We start from the raw sequence: 16,109 nt of genomic DNA, 5'->3' as shown, positions 1-16,109 counted from the left end.
GGGCCGACGAGAAGGATCGGCAGGACAGAAGGAGCGACCGTGCGGACTGAGGAGAGAACGGCGATGACGGTAACGGTGACGGCTGGACCCCGGACGCCGCAGGCCTGGCGGGACTTCACCGGCGCGGGCTGGCGGGAGCGGATCGACGTCCGCGACTTCATCCAGGCGAACTACACGCCGTACGAGGGCGACGCGGCCTTCCTGGCCGGGCCCACCGAGCGCACGCGCGCGGTGTGGGAGAAGGTGAGCTCGCTGTTTCCCGAGGAGCGGCGCCGGGGCATCCTCGACGTCGACCCGGGCAATCCGTCCACGATCACCTCGCACCGGCCGGGCTTCATCGACCGCGACCGCGAGCTGATCGTCGGCCTCCAGACCGATGCCCCGCTGCGGCGGGCCATCATGCCCAACGGCGGCCTGCGGATGGTCGAGAACGGGCTGAAGGCGTACGGCTACCAGGCAGATCCCTTTGTCACCCGCGTCTTCGGCACCTATCGCAAGACCCACAACGACGGTGTCTTCGACGCCTACACCCCCGAAATGCGCACCGCCCGCAAGGTGGGCATCATCACCGGGCTGCCGGACGCCTACGGTCGCGGCCGGATCATCGGCGACTACCGACGCGTCGCCCTCTACGGCACCGACCGGCTGATCGAGGCCAAGCAGGCCGAGAACGCCCTCCTCGCCACGCAGCCCTCCACTGCGGACGTCATCCGTGATCGCGAGGAACTCGCCGAGCAGATAAGGGCGTTGAGGGAACTGGCTGAGATGGCGGCCACCTACGGCTGCGACGTCTCCCGCCCCGCCGCCACCGCCCACGAGGCCGTGCAATGGCTCTACCTCGGCTTCCTGGCCGCGGTGAAGGAGCAGAACGGCGCCGCGATGTCGCTGGGCCGCACCTCCACCTTCCTGGACGTCTACCTCCAGCGGGACCTGGACGCGGGGCTCGTCGACGAGACCCGCGCGCAGGAACTGATCGACGACTTCGTGATCAAGCTGCGGATCGTACGGTTCCTGCGCACCCCCGAGTACGACGCGCTGTTCTCCGGCGACCCCACCTGGGTGACGGAGTCCATCGGCGGCATCGGCGACGACGGCCGCACGCTGGTCACCCGCACCTCCTTCCGCTTCCTCCAGACCCTGTACAACCTCGGACCGGCCCCCGAGCCCAATCTGACCGTGCTGTGGTCGCCGCGACTCCCCGCCGGCTTCAAGAAGTTCTGCGCCCAGGTCTCCATCGACACCAGCGCCATCCAGTACGAGTCCGACGACCTCATGCGCCCGCGCACGGGCGACGACACCGCGATCGCCTGCTGTGTCTCGGCGATGGCCGTCGGCAAGCAGATGCAGTTCTTCGGGGCGCGGGTCAACCTGGCCAAGGCACTGCTGTACGCCGTCAACGGCGGCCGGGACGAGATGACCGGCGAACAGGTCGCCCCCGAGGCACCTGCGCTGACGGGTGAGTACCTGGACTTCGTCGAGCTGTCGGCGGCGTACGACCGCGTACTGGACTGGCTCGCGCAGACCTACGTCAACACCCTCAACGTCATCCACTTCATGCACGACAAGTACGCGTACGAGCGCATCGAGATGGCGCTGCACGACTATCCGGTGCACCGGTTCATGGCCTGCGGAATCGCCGGACTCTCGGTCGCCGCCGACAGTCTGTCCGCCGTCAAGCACGCGCGGGTGAAGGTGTTCCGCGACGCCACCGGTCTCGCCGTCGACTTCCGCACCGAGGGGGAGTTCCCGGCCTACGGCAACAACGACGACCGCGCCGACAGCATCGCCGTCGGCCTCGTCGAGTCCTTCATGGCCAAGGTCCGCAAGCACCCCACGTACCGGGACGCCGAGCACACCCAGTCGGTACTGACCATCACCTCGAACGTCGTCTACGGCAAGCACACCGGAAACACCCCCGACGGCCGGCGGGCCGGCGCGCCCTTCGCGCCCGGCGCCAATCCGATGAACGGCCGTGATCGGCACGGCGTGGCCGCCTCCGCCCTCTCGGTCGCCAAGTTGCCGTACGAACAGGCCCGGGACGGGATCTCGCTGACCACGACGATCACCCCGGAAGGGCTGGGCCACGACCCGGACGAGCGCGCGGATCACCTGGCCGGGATCCTGGACGCGTACATGTCCTCCGGCGGCTTCCACATGAACGTCAACGTCCTGGACCGGGCCACCCTGGAGGACGCCATGGAGCACCCGGAGAAGTATCCGGAGCTGACGGTCCGGGTCTCCGGATACGCCGTCAACTTCGTCCGGCTGACCCGTGAACAGCAGCTCGACGTGATCAGCCGGACCTTCCACGGATCGCTGTGAGCACGACGACCAAGGGCCGGATCCACTCCTGGGACCTCTCCACCGGCGTGGACGGTCCCGGGACCCGGTTCGTGCTCTTCGTCAGCGGCTGCCCGTTGCGCTGCCTGTACTGCGCCAACCCCGACACGTGGCACATGCGCGACGGCCGGGAGGCCACGGTGGAGGAGGTGATGTCCGAGATCGAGAAGTACCGGGACTTCGTCACGACGGCCGGCGGCGGGGTCACTCTCACGGGTGGCGAGCCCCTTCTCCAGTCCGCCTTCACCGCTGCCGTGCTCCACCGCTGCAAGGAACTCGGGCTGCACACCGCCCTCGACACCTCCGGCTTCCTCGGCGTCCGTGCCGACGAAACGCTCCTCGCCGACACCGACCTGGTGCTCCTGGACATCAAGTCCTTCGACATCGGCACGTATCGCAAGCTGACCGGCGGCGCGCTGGCCCCCACCCTCAACTTCGCCACCCGCCTGGACCAGCTCGGCATCCCCGTGTGGATCCGTTACGTCCTGGTCCCCGGCTGGACCGACGACGAGACCGCCGTGGACGGCCTGGGTTCCTTCCTGGCCGGGCTGGGCAACGTCGACCGGGTCGACGTCCTGCCCTTCCACAAGCTCGGCAGCCACAAGTACGAGGCCCTCGGGATCCCCTTCCCGCTCAAGGACACCCCGACGCCCGACCGGGACCTCGTCCAGCGGGTCCGTGCACAGTTCCGCGGACATGGGTTGCGGGCCGTGTGAGCCGGCAGCCCGGGGGACGTCATGCCGACAGCATGCGCCCCCTGGACGTGGCCTCTCCGCGCCACTTGGCCGGCCCCGGTGGACCCCACCGGGGCCGGCCAAGTGGCCGAGGTGTGCCCGGCCTCCGCCCGTCACCGATGAGCCCCGAGCCAGGGCACGGTGCAGGAGCTGACAGCCGTCGTCCCCTGACGGCGTCTCACCGAGGGGGCGCCGGCCGGTGTACGCCGCCGACCGTGGCGCCTGGGATGCGCTCGGCGCCGCGCGGGCCCCCGGGCGATCCGCCTGCCCACGCCGGGACGCCGCGTCCGCCCGCGCTGGGGGCGGATCCACGGCCCCGGGCCGAACGCGCTGCGATGCCCGCGGCCCGACCGGCACGGGGCAGAGCCCGTCCCCGTGGGCCGGTTGGCCCTCAGGAGGGACCCTCAGGCCTCTTCTGCCGTAGATCACCGGGCCCGGAGACTTACGGTGCACCCCTGAAGGAGGTCCGCACATGCCCACCATCACCGTCGGTCTCGACGGCTCGCCCGCAAGTCTCGCCGCCGCAGACTGGGCCGCTCGAGAAGCGGCACAACGAGAGGCGCTCCTGCACCTCGTGCACGCCGAGGACCCGCCCCCTCCCTACGCGCCGTACGGTGGCGTTCCGGCGCTGGGCGCGATCGACGGGCAGCACGAGTGGGCCGCGGAACTGCTGCGCAAGGCCGAGTCCCGGCTCGCGCGGCGCCACCCCGGTCTGCTGATCACCAGCCGAGTCACCGGAGACCAGGCCGTCCCCGCACTGCTGGCCGCCGCCGAGGACAGCGAGCTGCTGGTCCTGGGGTCCCGGGGTCTCGGTACCGTCGCCGGGTTCCTGGTCGGCTCCGTGGCGCAGGCGGTCGTGGCGCGTACCGCACGGCCCGTCGTCCTCGTGCGGGCCACCGAGCGCGCGGAGGACGAGCACCTGCCGGACGCCACGGGCGCCGGGGCGACCACCACCCCGTACCGCGACGTGGTGCTGGGACTGGACCTGGAGCAGCCGAGCGACGCCGTCATCGAGTTCGCCTTCACGGCCGCTCAGCGGCGCGCGGCCGGCCTGCGCGTGGTCCATGGCTGGAACCCGGCTGCCGTCTACGGCTACGCCGCCGCGGTGGACGCGGGACTCAACGAAGAACTGGCCGAGGAAACACGGAACGGGCTGAGCGACGTCCTGCGACCGTGGAAGGACAGGTTCCCCGGGGTCAAGGTGCACGAGCAGGCCGTGATCGGTGGCGCCGGCCGTCATCTCGTGCACGCCTCGCGGGACGCGGCGCTCCTCGTCGTCGGCAGGAAGAACCGCCGCGCGGCGGTCGGCGGCCACGTCGGCCCGGTGGCACACGCCGTGTTGCAGCACGCCTCCGCACCGGTCGCGGTGGTGCCGCACGACTGACCTCGGTGTCGAGGACGAGCCAGCGGACGGGGTCGCTCTGTTCGTCGACGGCGGCCAGGGCCCGGCGCCGGAATTCGTCCGCGTCGGCGAAGCACGGGGGCGAGTCGTGGCGGTGGACGAGCAGGCCGGGGATCGCGCGTGCCTGTGGACGGCCCTCCACGTCGTGCATGCCATGACCTGTGGCACGAGGTACGCCGCCACGGTCACGTCGGCGCGCGGGTCACCGGTGAGCCGGGCACGCCGGTGGCCACGAAGGGCCACGAGGCCGGGCACCGGTCGGCGCCGCTCCGCGAAGTGGCTGAGGTCCCGGCAGGCTCCGTCCCGTCGGGTGTGCCGTGTCGATCCCCAACAGCCTCTCGAGATAGGGCCGTTCGGCCCGCCGGCACGGACCTTCGGCATCCGGCGCCGTCCGGTGCACAGGACCAGGGTGAGTCATGTCAGGCAAGGCCCCGACCGCTTCGAAGGGAAATCCCATCATGTCCGTGCACGAGCACCTGCACCGGAGCTCCGGCTTCCGTCTGTCGTCGCTGCGCAGGAACCGGACCGCCACCGCATCCGAGTCGGCCGTGTCGGCAGGCACCGGCACGGGTACCGTGCGGGCCTACGCCCTGGCCTCGCTGCGTCTGCTGACCGGGTTCGTCTTTCTGTGGGCGTTCCTCGACAAGACCTTCGGTCTCGGTTACGCCACCGGGTCGGGCAGGGGCTGGGTCGACGGTGGATCGCCGACGAAGGGTTTCCTCGGTTCCGTGGCGGTGGGGCCGATGGAGTCCACGTTCCGTTCCTGGGCGGGTGAGCCGTGGGCTGACTGGCTGTTCATGCTCGGTCTGCTCGGGATAGGCCTGGCTCTGGTCCTGGGTGTCGCGCTGCGGCTCGCCGCTGTGGCCGGGGCGGTGATGATGGCTTTGATGTGGGTTGCCGAGTGGCCGCCGGCCAAGCACCTCTCGGACGGGTCGCTCAGTATGTCGACGAATCCGTTCGCCGACTACCACCTGGTCTATGCCATCGCGCTGATCGTCCTGGCCGCTGCCGCGGCCGGTGACACCCTCGGTGCCGGCCGGGTCTGGGCCCGGCTGCCGATCGTGCGCGACCACGGCTGGCTGCGCTGAACGCGGGCGGCGCGGTGGGCCCGTCACCCGGCTCTCCGCGCCGAGCCGTGTCCTGGGCCTTCCGGTCCCGATCCGGGACCAGTGGCCCCTGCACAACGAACCCCCCGAACACGACTCTGGAATCGGATCCCTCGGATCCTTCGCCCCAGGAGGTGGAGAGCATGCTCCGCACCATCACCGTAGGTCTCGACGGCTCGCAGGAGAGCCGGGCAGCCGCCGAATGGGCGGCTCGCGAAGCGAGGCTGCGCGACCTGCCCCTGAAGATCGTCCACGTCTGGGAACCGGTGCCGGAGCCCATGGCCGAGGCTCCGCTTCTCGGAGCCGAGACCCAGCAGCACTGGACCGAGCGGATCCCCCGCGAGGCCGCCGAGGGCATCAGCCTGCGGCACCCGGGCGTCGAGGTGATCAGGGAGCAGCTCTCCGGCCAGCCGGGCCATGCGCTGGCCGAGGCGGCGAAGAGCGCCGAACTGCTCGTCCTTGGCTCTCGTGGTTTCGGTGGGATCGGCGGGTTCATGGTCGGCTCGGTCGGCTTGTCCGTCGTCGCCCACGCGGACCGCCCGGTCGTGCTGGTGCGGGCGCTTCAGGAGGCCGCCGACGAGCACGAGCCGGACCCGGCAGGTGTTCCCTCCGCCGCGACACCCTTCCGGCCCGTGGTGCTCGGACTCGACGTCGAGCACCCGGACGAGACGCTGATCGAGTTCGCCTTCGACGCGGCCAGGAGCCGCGCGACGTCCCTGCGGGTCGTCCACGGCTGGAACCCGCCGCCCTACTACGCGTACGGCACGCCCGCCAACCCCGCGCTGCACGAGGCGCTGGCCCTGAGCGACGCAGAGGCGCTGGCCGAGGTCGTGGCTCCCTGGCGGAAGAAGTTCCCGGAGGTGACGGTCGTCGAGGAGTCCCGGTACGGCAGCCCCGCGATCCACGTCGTGGACGCCTCACGTCACGCATCCCTGGTCGTCGTGGGCCGGCGCATCCGCCGCAGCCCGTTCGGCGCCCACGTCGGCCACGTCACCCACGCGGTCCTGCACCACTCCGCCGCCCCCGTCGCCGTCGTCCCGCACAGCTGATCAACCCTGAGGAGAAGAGAGCCATGAAGGCAGCGGTCGTACGAGCGTTCGGTGAGCCCCTGGTCATCGAGGAGCGCCCCGACCCGGAGCCCGGCCCCGGTCAGGTCCGCGTCCGGGTGGAGGCGTCCGGGCTGTGCCACACCGACATCCACGCGGCCCACGGCGACTGGCCGGTCAAGCCGAACCCGCCGTTCGTTCCCGGGCACGAGGGGGTCGGCCTGGTGGAGGCGCTCGGCGAAGGCGTCACCCATCTCGCCCTCGGGCAGCGCGTCGCCGTGCCCTGGCTCGGCAAGGCCTGCGGGCGGTGCGAGCACTGCCTGTCCGGCTGGGAGACCCTGTGCGAGCAGCAGATCAACACCGGCTACGGCTGCGACGGCGGCTACGCCGAGAAGATGCTCGCCTGGGCCGACTTCGCCCAGCTCGTGCCCGACGGCATCACCGCCCTGGAAGCCGCCCCGCTGACCTGCGCGGGCGTGACGACGTACAAGGCGCTCAAGGTGGCCGACGTCAAGCCCACCCAGCTCGTCGCGATCTCCGGGATCGGCGGGCTCGGCCATCTGGCCGTGCAGTACGCCAAGATCGCCGGCGCCACCGTCGCCGCGATCGACGTCACCGACGAGAAGCTCCGGCTGGCCGCGGAACTCGGCGCGGACATCGTCATCGACGCCCGCAAGGAGAACGTCGGCGAGGTGCTCAAGCGGCACGGCGGCGCCCACGCCGCCATCGCGCTCGCGGTGAACGACGCAGCCTTCGAAGCCGTCAACTCCGGGCTGCGGCGCGGCGGCAAGCTGGTCATGGTGGCCCTGCCCGCGCACGGCACGGTCCGCGTGCCCATCTTCGACACCGTTCTCAACGGCACCTCGGTGATCGGCTCGATCGTCGGCACCCGGCAGGACCTCGCCGAGGTCTTCCAGCTGCACGCGGCCGGCCGCACCAAGGTCATCTACGAGACCCGGCCTCTGGCCTCGGTGAACGAGTCCATCGACGAGGTACTGCGCGGCCAGGTCAAGGCACGCATCGTCTTCGACCTCGGAGCGCAGCGGTGAACGCGGTGGGAGCGCCCCTGGTCGTCGGCGTGGACGGCTCCGAGCCGAGCCTGCGCGCCGTCGACTGGGCGGCCGACGAGGCGGCTCTGCGCGGAGTGGCGCTGAAGGTGGTGTACGCCTCGCTCTGGGAGCGCTACGAGGGCAGCGCACTCGCCTCGGACGTCGGCAAGCCGTCGGAGGAGGTGAGGGCGGACGACATCGTGGGGGCCGCCGCGCGGCGCGCCCTCCGCCGTCGACCGGGCCTGAAGGTCTCCTCTGACGTGCTGCCCGAGGAGCCGGAATACGCGCTGGTGCGGGAAGGGCGCAACGCCGCCGCGCTGGTGCTCGGCACCCGGGGTCGCAGCGGCCTCGTCGAGATGCTGCTCGGGTCCGTCAGCCTCACCGTGGCCGCACACGCGGACTGCCCGGTGATCGTGGTGCGCGGCAGCCACGACAACCGGGCGGGCGCGGACTCGCGGGGGCGCGTGGTGCTCGGCGTGGGGGAGACGGGGAAGGACTCCGCGGCGACGGGCTTCGCCTTCCAGGAGGCGAGGCTGCGCGCCGCACCCCTGGACGCCGTGCGCGCGTGGCGGTGCCCCGCACACGAGAGCGTGGACCACCCCCTGCTCGCCGGCGAACCCGCGCGACTGCACGAGGAGCACGCCGCCGAGGCACTGGAGGAGGCCCTGAAGGACGTGCCGACGGACGTCGATCTCCACCGCCGCACCGTCGAGGGACCCGCCCGCAGAGTCCTGCTGGACGCCTCCCACGGCGCCGGCCTGCTGGTGGTCGGCGCCCGGCGCAACCCCGGGCACCTCGGGCTTCAGCTCGGGCGTGTCGCCCACGGAGTCCTGCACCACGCCGCCTGCCCTGTCGCTATCGTGCCCGAGCAGGCGTGAGCGCCAAACGACCCGACCGACCACTCGACGCCTCCGGAGTCACCATGCCCACCGTCCGGCACCAGGACGCCACCGCACCCACCGACGAAGAGCTGCGCACCCTGGACGCGCACTGGCGCGCCGCCAACTATCTGGCCGCCGGACAGATCTATCTGATGGCGAACCCGCTGCTGACCGAGCCCCTGCGGCCGGAGCACATCAAGCCGCGGCTGCTCGGCCACTGGGGCACCTCGCCCGGTCTCAACCTCGTGTACACGCACCTCAACCGGGTGATCAAGGCGCGGGGTCTCGACGCGCTGTGCGTGTGGGGTCCGGGCCACGGCGGTCCCTCGATCGTGGCCAACTCCTGGCTGGAGGGCAGCTACACCGAGACCTACCCGGACGTGACGCGCGACGAGGACGGCATGGCCCGGCTCTTCCGCCAGTTCTCGTTCCCCGGTGGCGTGCCCAGTCACGTCGCCCCGGAGACGCCCGGTTCGATCCACGAGGGCGGTGAGCTCGGCTACTCGCTGTCCCACGCGTACGGCGCCGCCTTCGACAACCCGGACCTCCTGGTCGCCTGCGTGATCGGCGACGGAGAGGCGGAGACCGGGCCGCTGGCCGCCGCCTGGCACTCCAACAAGTTCCTCGACCCCGCGCACGACGGGGCGGTCCTGCCGATCCTGCACCTCAACGGCTACAAGATCGCCAACCCGACGGTGCTGTCCCGCATCCCGCAGGCCGAACTCGACGAGCTGCTGCGCGGCTACGGCCACGAGCCGATCCACGTCACCGGCGACGACCCCGCCAAGGTCCACCGGGCCATGGCCGCGGCGATGGACGACGCACTCGACCGCATCGCCGTCATGCAGCGCACCGCCCGCGAGGACGGTGTCACCGAGCGCGTGCACTGGCCCATGATCGTGCTGCGCACCCCGAAGGGCTGGACCGGACCGGCCGAGGTGGACGGCGAACCCGTCGAGGGCACCTGGCGCGCCCACCAGGTGCCCCTGTCCGGGGTCCGTGAGAATCCGGAGCATCTGCGGCAGCTGGAGGCGTGGCTGCGCTCGTACCGGCCCCGGGAACTCTTCGGGCCCGACGGCCGTCCCACCGCCGACGTCCTCGCCTGTGTCCCGGACGGCGCCCGGCGGCTCGGCGCCACCCCGCACGCCAACGGCGGCCTCCTCGTCCGGGACCTGCCCGTCCCATCGCTCGACGAGTTCGCCGTACCCGTCGACAAGCCGGGCACGACCCTGCACGAACCGACCCGCGTTCTCGGCGACCTCCTCGCCCGGGTGATGAAGGACACCGGCGCGCGACGGGACTTCCGACTCGTCGGCCCGGACGAGACGGCGTCCAACCGGCTTCAGGCCGTCTTCGACGTCAGCGGAAAGGCGTGGCAGGCCGAACACCTGCCGGTCGACGAGCACCTCGAGCACCACGGCCGGGTGATGGAGATCCTGTCCGAACACACCTGCCAGGGCTGGCTGGAGGGCTATCTGCTGACCGGCCGGCACGGACTGTTCTCCTGCTACGAGGCGTTCGTGCACATCGTCGACTCGATGGTCAACCAGCACATCAAGTGGCTCAAGACGTCGAGGGAGCTGCCCTGGCGCGCGCCCATCGCCTCCCTCAACTACCTGCTCACCTCGCACGTCTGGCGCCAGGACCACAACGGCTTCTCGCACCAGGACCCGGGCTTCGTCGACCACGTCCTCAACAAGAGCCCCGAGGTCGTCCGCGTCTACCTCCCGCCGGACGCCAACACCCTGCTGTCGGTGGCCGACCACGTCCTGCGCAGCCGCGACTACGTCAACGTCGTCGTGGCGGGCAAGCAGCCCTGCTTCGACTGGCTCTCCATGGACGCCGCCCGGGCCCACTGCGCCCGCGGGGCCGGGATCTGGGAGTGGGCCGGCACCGAGAACGGCACCCGCGAACCCGACGTGGTGCTCGCCTGCGCGGGCGACGTCCCCACCCTGGAGGTGCTGGCCGCCGCGCAGCTGCTCCGCCGCCATCTGCCCGACCTGGCCGTGCGCGTGGTCAACGTCGTCGACATGACCCGGCTGCTGCCGCGCGAGGAACACCCGCACGGGATGAGCGACTTCGAGTACGACGGACTGTTCACCCAGGACAAGCCGGTGATCTTCGCGTACCACGGCTACCCGTGGCTGATCCACCGCCTCGCCTACCGCCGCACCGGGCACAAGAACCTTCATGTGCGCGGCTACAAGGAGTCCGGCACGACGACGACGCCGTTCGACATGGTCGTCCGCAACGACCTCGACCGCTACCGCCTCGTCATGGACGTCATCGACCGCGTCCCCGGCCTCGACGTGCGCGCCGCCGCGGTACGCCAGCGGATGGCCGACGTCCGCACCCGGCATCAGGCCTGGATCCGCGAACACGGCACCGACCTGCCCGAGGTCGCCGACTGGACCTGGACGGCCTGACCCGGCCGGACGATCCGACCGCCCGGGGACCATCAGCGGAACGGGGGGCCGATCGGCCCCCCGTTCAGCCCCGGACAGCCCATGGGACCGCTCTCCGGTCTGGCGGACGATCGAAGTGTCGAGAGCCAGGAGGAGACCTGCGATGACGGACGACCTGATCGACCGGCCCACGGTCCACGCCCTGCTCGCCGACGGCACCACCGTGTGCATACGGCCCGCGCGGCCGAGCGACCACGATCAGTTGCAGGGGTTCTACGAGGAGATGTCGCCGGAGAACCTCCGCCTGCGGTTCTTCTCGGCGAGCCGGCGTTCGGCCGCCACGGCCGCCGGCCGGGCCTGCGCCCCGGCCCGTCCGGGCTACCGCGCCCTGCTGGCCGAGGTGGACGGCCGGGTGATCGGCCTCGCCGAGTACGACACCGCCGGGGAGAAGGACGACGCGGAGGTCTCCATCGCCGTCGCCGACGGTCTGCACCACCGGGGCGTGGGCACCCTGCTCGTCGAGCACCTGGCCTCGGCGGCGTGCGCTGAGGGCATCACCACCTTCACGGCCGACGCGCTGAGCGAGAACCACGAGGTGCTCCGTCTCTTCGCCGACCTCGGCCTGCGAACCTCCCGCCGCTTCGAGGGACCGGAGGTGCGCTGCACCGTCCACCTCGACCAGGACGACACCTACCTGTCGGCCGTCGAGGCCCGGGGCCGTGCCGCCGACGTGGCCAGCCTCCTGCCGTTGCTGCGCCCGGACGCGGTCGCGGTCGTCGGCGCCGGGCGCACGCCCGGGTCGGTGGGCCGGGCGATCCTCCACCATCTGCACAAGGGCGGCTTCACCCGGCGGCTCTTCGCCGTGAACCCCCGCGTCACCTCGGTGCTCGGCGTGCCGTCCCACCCGTCGGTCGCGGCCCTGCCCAAGACCCCCGACCTCGTGATCGTGGCCGTGCCGACCGGCGCGGTCGCGGCCGTCGCCGACGAGTGCGGCCGGGCCGGGGTGCGTGCGCTCGTCGTCGTCACCGCCGGACTCGACCACACCCAGGCGCGGTCCCTGCTGGACGCCTGCCGCACCTACGGCATGCGGCTCGTCGGACCCAACTGCCTCGGCGTCTCCAACACGGACCCCGAGCTGAACCTCGACGCCACCTTCGCCGCCGAGCACCCCCGACCGGGGACGGCCGGTGTCGCCGTGCAGTCCGGAGGCGTCGGAATCGCCCTGCTCGACGGGCTCTCCCGGCTGGGCGTCGGGGTCTCGTCCTTCGTCTCGCTCGGCGACAAGTTCGACGTCAGCGGCAACGACCTGCTCCAGTGGTGGGAGAGCGACGGCCGCACCGACCTCGCCCTGCTGCACCTGGAGTCGTTCGGCAACCCGCGTGCCTTCTCCCGTACCGCCCGCCGCGTCACGCGTCGCATCCCGGTACTCACCGTCGACACCGGACGCACGGACGCGGGACGCCGCGCGGCCGCCTCGCACACCGCTGCCGCCGCCACCCGCACCATGACCCGGGGCGCACTGTTCACCCAGGCCGGCATCACCGCGACCCGCTCGGTCGGCGAGCTCCTCGAGACCGCGGCCCTGCTGCACTCCCAGCCGCTGCCGGAAGGCACTCGCGTCGCGATCGTCACCAACGCGGGCGGCGCGGGAGTGCTGGCCGCCGATGCCTGCGTGGAGGCGGGGCTGGCCCTTCCCCCGTTCACCCCCGCCATGGTCGACGAACTGCTCGGCGTGCTGCCCGACGGCGCCGCCGTCGGCAACCCCGTCGACGCCACCGCCGCCGTGTCCGAACAGCAGCTGACCGAGTGCGTGGACCGTCTGACCCGGTGCACCGGTATCGACGCCGTCGTCGTCGCCCTCGTCCCGACGGCGGTCGCGGTGGCCACCGGTGACGATCTGGTGCGGGCCGTCACCGCTCCCGGCCGACGGGCGCGGCCCGTGCTCGCCGTACGCCTGGAGCAGGACCGTTCCGTCAGGCTGCTGCCCGCCGCCGACGGCGGCACGATCCCTTCCTACGCCGAACCGCAGGCCGCGGCCCGTGCCCTCGCCCACGCCGCCGACCGGGCCGCCTGGCTGGCCAGGCCCGCCGGTGTGGTCCCGGTCCTCGACGACGTCGAGACCGTGCGGGCCCGAACGGTCGTCGAGGAGTACCTCGCGCTGACCCCCGACGGCGGCTGGCTCGACCCCCGCGCCCGCGCCGACCTGCTCGCCTGCTACGGCATCGGGCAGATCCCCTGGGCCTGGGCCGGGACCGAGGACGAGGCCGTCCTCGCCGCCGAGCGGCTGCGCGGTCTCGACGGCCGGGTGGTCATGAAGGCCCAGTGGCCCGGACTCGTCCACAAGAGCGCACAGCACGCCGTCCACCTCGACCTGCGCGGCGACTCCCAGGTGCGAGCGGCCTTCCGCGACCTGGCGACCCGCTTCGACGGGCTGATGACCGGAGCGGTCCTGCAGCCGCTCGCCCCGCGCGGCACCGAGCTGTTCGCGGGCGTCGTCCAGGACGAGGTCTTCGGCCCGCTCGTCCTGTTCGGGCTCGGCGGTACCGCGACGGAGGTGCTCGCCGATCACGCGGCCCGCCTCGCCCCGCTCACCGACCGCGACGTGCACGAGCTGATCACCTCGCCACGGTGCGCCCCGCTGCTGCTGGGCGCGAACGGAAGCGCCCCCGTCGACCTGGAGGAGCTGGAACAGCTGCTCCACAGGCTGTCCCGGATGGCCTGCGACCTCCCGCAGCTCGCCGAGGTCGACTTCAACCCGGTTCTGGCGGCGCCCGGCGGTGTCACCGTGCTCGACGCGCGGGTGCGTCTCGTGCCGCGACGCCCCCAGGACCCGTATCTGCGCCGACTGCGCTGAGGAGGGAACGGCCATGAAGCACGGCAAGGTCGGCTCCGTGATGACCACGGATGTCGTCCGCGCCGAGTACGCCACGCCGTTCGAGGAAGCGGCGCGCCGGCTCGCGGACCACCGGATCAGCGGACTGCCTGTGGTGGACGAGCGGGACGAGGCGATCGGCGTCCTGTCCGAACCGGACCTGATGCCGCACCAGGCGGACGCGCCCGCCCCTCACGCGCCGCAGCGCCGCACCGCACTCCACGTGCCGATGCCCGGCGCCGGGCGGCGGGCCGCGAAGGCGGACGCCCGCACGACAGACCACCTCACCCACCGACTGGACGACGCGGCCCTGCGCGCCGATGCGCAGGCGTTGCACGGCGCGGCCGACGAACGGCCGGGCCGGCTGTGAGAGGAGGCGCAACCGCCATGACCGACACCGTGCTGGTCACCTACGGATCCACGAACGGATCGACAGCGCAGATCGCCGAAGCGGTCGCCGAGGTACTGCGCAAGGAGGGACTGACGGTCGACGCAACGCCGGCGGACGCCGTGACGAGCGTGGCGTCGTACGACGCCGTGGTGGTCGGCGGCGGGCTGTACGGCGGGCGCTGGCACAAGGACGCACGCCGGTTCGTCCGCCGCCACCGCCATCTCCTCGCGGAGCGACCGGTCTGGTTCTTCAGCAGCGGCCCGCTGGACGCATCGGCATCGGAACGGGACATCCCGCCCGTGCGCGGTGTGAGGCGGGCGATGACAAGCCTGTCCGTCCGGGAGCACGTCACCTTCGGTGGCTGTCTCGTGGAAGGCGCGAAGGGGCGTGTGGCCGGGATGATCCTCCGCGCCGACAAGGGCGGCGACTTCCGGAACTTCGACGTGATCGAGACGTGGGCGGCGGGCGTCGCCCACGAGCTGACGCGGGCGTAGGAGCGTGACCCAGGTCAGCCGCCGCTTCGGCACCACGGCAACGGGACAGGTCGTCTCCCGTGACAGCGCGTGAGTGACGCTGTCCCGTTCCGTGCCGTGGACTGCGGCGATCCTGTGGGCCGCCGACCGCTGGTGGACCCGTTCGGCAGGCCATGGGGGCCGGACGGCCCAAGCGCCGCAACCCGCCACCGGACAGGCTGGACCTGCGGGGCAACCCCGGCGCTCAAGCCGACGCCGGGTCCGCAGGGGGCGGCGACCACCACCGCTCCTCCCGGCTCCGCACCAGAGCGACGAGGGTGAGGAAGGTCATGAAAGGCTTTGTCTTCCACGGTCCCGGACAGTCCGCCTGGCAGGACGTCCCGGACCCCGCTGTCAAGGAGCCCACCGACGCCATCGTGCGGGTCGACGCCGTCACCATCTGCGGCACGGATCTGCACATCCTCAAGGGCGACGTGCCCGAGGTGCGCCCGGGAACCGTCCTGGGGCACGAGGCCGTCGGCGAGATCGTGGAGGTCGGCGGTGACGTCCGGACCGTCCGTCCGGGCGACCGCGTGCTGGTCTCCTGTATCAGTGCCTGCGGGCGCTGCCGCTTCTGCCGCGAGAGCGCCTACGGCCAGTGCCGGGGCGGCGGGGGCTGGATCCTCGGCCACCTGATCGACGGCACCCAGGCCGAGTACGTCCGCGTCCCCTACGCCGACCTGTCCGTGCACGCCCTGCCCAGCGCGGTGGAGAGCAAGGACGCCGTCCTGCTGGCGGACATCTTCCCGACGTCGTACGAGGTGGGCGTTCTCAACGGACACGTCCGCCCGGGCGACACCGTCGCCATCGTCGGAGCGGGCCCCATCGGCCTCGCGGCGATCACCACGGCGCGACTGTTCGCGCCCGAGCGGATCGTCGCCGTCGACCTGGCCGCTTCCCGGCTGGAAGCGGCCCGGCGGCTCGGCGCCGACGCGGTGGCCGACGCGCGCGAGGACCCCGAGCAGCTGATCGCCGACCTCACCGACGGGCTCGGCGCCGACGTCGTCATCGAGGCGGTCGGCGTGCCGGAGAGCTTCGAACTCTGCACGCGGATGGTGCGCCCCGGTGGCCACGTGGCCAACGTCGGGGTCCACGGCAAGCCCGCCACGCTCCACCTGGAAGACCTGTGGATCAAGAACGTCACGATCACCACCGGCCTGGTGGACACCCACTCCACCCCGACCCTGCTGCGCATGGCCGCCGCCGGCCGACTGCCCACCGCACAGCTGGTCACCCACACCTTCCCGCTGGACCGCATGGAGGAGGCGTACGACGTCTTCTCCCGGGCCGCGGACACCGGTGCGCTCAAGGTGGTGCTCGGCGAACAGCCGCACGAGGAAGTCGCCATCCCGGCGGCCTGACGAGAGGACG

At 72.1% G+C, this 16,109-nt stretch carries 12 protein-coding genes and 1 pseudogene; 12 read left to right on the top strand and 1 reads right to left on the bottom strand.

The window, feature by feature from the left end; genetic code table 11:
- Window positions 1–63 precede the first annotated feature (63 nt).
- The 3 genes from pflB to QQM72_RS36280 all read left to right on the top strand — a co-directional run bounded on the left by pflB (window position 64) and on the right by QQM72_RS36280 (window position 4,458).
- Window positions 64–2,322, top strand: coding sequence for a formate C-acetyltransferase (pflB, locus tag QQM72_RS36290; RefSeq protein WP_314225047.1), 2,259 nt, complete (start codon window positions 64–66; stop codon window positions 2,320–2,322).
- Window positions 2,319–3,056: a pyruvate formate-lyase-activating protein gene (gene pflA / locus QQM72_RS36285; protein WP_314225046.1), complete on the top strand. Its 738-nt coding sequence runs from the start codon at window positions 2,319–2,321 to the stop codon at window positions 3,054–3,056. Before pflB ends, pflA begins: the two co-directional genes overlap by 4 nt.
- Before the next feature lie 490 nt (window positions 3,057–3,546).
- Window positions 3,547–4,458, top strand: a complete 912-nt coding sequence (locus QQM72_RS36280) for a universal stress protein (protein WP_314225045.1) — start codon at window positions 3,547–3,549, stop codon at window positions 4,456–4,458.
- On the opposite strand, the pseudogene QQM72_RS36275 reads toward QQM72_RS36280, so the two are convergent.
- Window positions 4,454–4,630, bottom strand: a pseudogene (locus QQM72_RS36275) (sodium-independent anion transporter); the annotation flags it as partial. The gene QQM72_RS36280 and the pseudogene QQM72_RS36275 overlap by 5 nt on opposite strands.
- A gap of 304 nt (window positions 4,631–4,934) precedes the next feature.
- Between QQM72_RS36275 and QQM72_RS36270 the strand changes: the two are divergent.
- The 9 genes from QQM72_RS36270 (at window position 4,935) to QQM72_RS36230 (ending at window position 16,099) form a co-directional block, all read left to right on the top strand.
- Window positions 4,935–5,564 (top strand): DoxX family membrane protein, encoded by a 630-nt coding sequence (locus tag QQM72_RS36270; protein WP_314220108.1) that lies wholly within the window; start codon window positions 4,935–4,937, stop codon window positions 5,562–5,564.
- A 161-nt stretch (window positions 5,565–5,725) separates the two neighbouring features.
- The gene (locus tag QQM72_RS36265; protein WP_314225044.1) at window positions 5,726–6,631 is read left to right on the top strand and encodes a universal stress protein; all 906 of its coding nucleotides are present in this window, start codon (window positions 5,726–5,728) and stop codon (window positions 6,629–6,631) included.
- 23 nt (window positions 6,632–6,654) lie between these two features.
- On the top strand, window positions 6,655–7,677 hold the full coding sequence (locus QQM72_RS36260) for a zinc-dependent alcohol dehydrogenase (RefSeq protein ID WP_314225043.1): 1,023 nt from the start codon (window positions 6,655–6,657) through the stop codon (window positions 7,675–7,677).
- A complete protein-coding gene (locus QQM72_RS36255; RefSeq protein ID WP_314225042.1) occupies window positions 7,674–8,555 on the top strand; it encodes a universal stress protein in 882 nt (293 codons plus the stop codon). The genes QQM72_RS36260 and QQM72_RS36255 overlap by 4 nt, the downstream gene beginning before the upstream one ends.
- Window positions 8,556–8,599: 44 nt before the next feature.
- Window positions 8,600–10,984: a phosphoketolase family protein gene (locus tag QQM72_RS36250; RefSeq protein ID WP_314225041.1), complete on the top strand. Its 2,385-nt coding sequence runs from the start codon at window positions 8,600–8,602 to the stop codon at window positions 10,982–10,984.
- 142 nt (window positions 10,985–11,126) lie between these two features.
- The gene (locus QQM72_RS36245; protein WP_314225040.1) at window positions 11,127–13,817 is read left to right on the top strand and encodes a bifunctional acetate--CoA ligase family protein/GNAT family N-acetyltransferase; all 2,691 of its coding nucleotides are present in this window, start codon (window positions 11,127–11,129) and stop codon (window positions 13,815–13,817) included.
- 13 nt (window positions 13,818–13,830) lie between these two features.
- Window positions 13,831–14,205 (top strand): CBS domain-containing protein, encoded by a 375-nt coding sequence (locus tag QQM72_RS36240; protein ID WP_314225039.1) that lies wholly within the window; start codon window positions 13,831–13,833, stop codon window positions 14,203–14,205.
- 17 nt (window positions 14,206–14,222) lie between these two features.
- Window positions 14,223–14,720: a flavodoxin domain-containing protein gene (locus tag QQM72_RS36235; RefSeq protein ID WP_314225038.1), complete on the top strand. Its 498-nt coding sequence runs from the start codon at window positions 14,223–14,225 to the stop codon at window positions 14,718–14,720.
- A gap of 308 nt (window positions 14,721–15,028) precedes the next feature.
- Window positions 15,029–16,099: a zinc-dependent alcohol dehydrogenase family protein gene (locus QQM72_RS36230; protein WP_314225037.1), complete on the top strand. Its 1,071-nt coding sequence runs from the start codon at window positions 15,029–15,031 to the stop codon at window positions 16,097–16,099.
- Window positions 16,100–16,109: the final 10 nt, after the last annotated feature.

It is taken from the genome of Streptomyces zaehneri, assembly GCF_032248645.1.
Classification (GTDB): Bacteria; Actinomycetota; Actinomycetes; order Streptomycetales; family Streptomycetaceae; genus Streptomyces; species Streptomyces coriariae.
The sequence above is the reverse complement of the archived record's forward strand: the minus strand, read 5'-3'. Positions and strand labels throughout refer to the sequence as shown.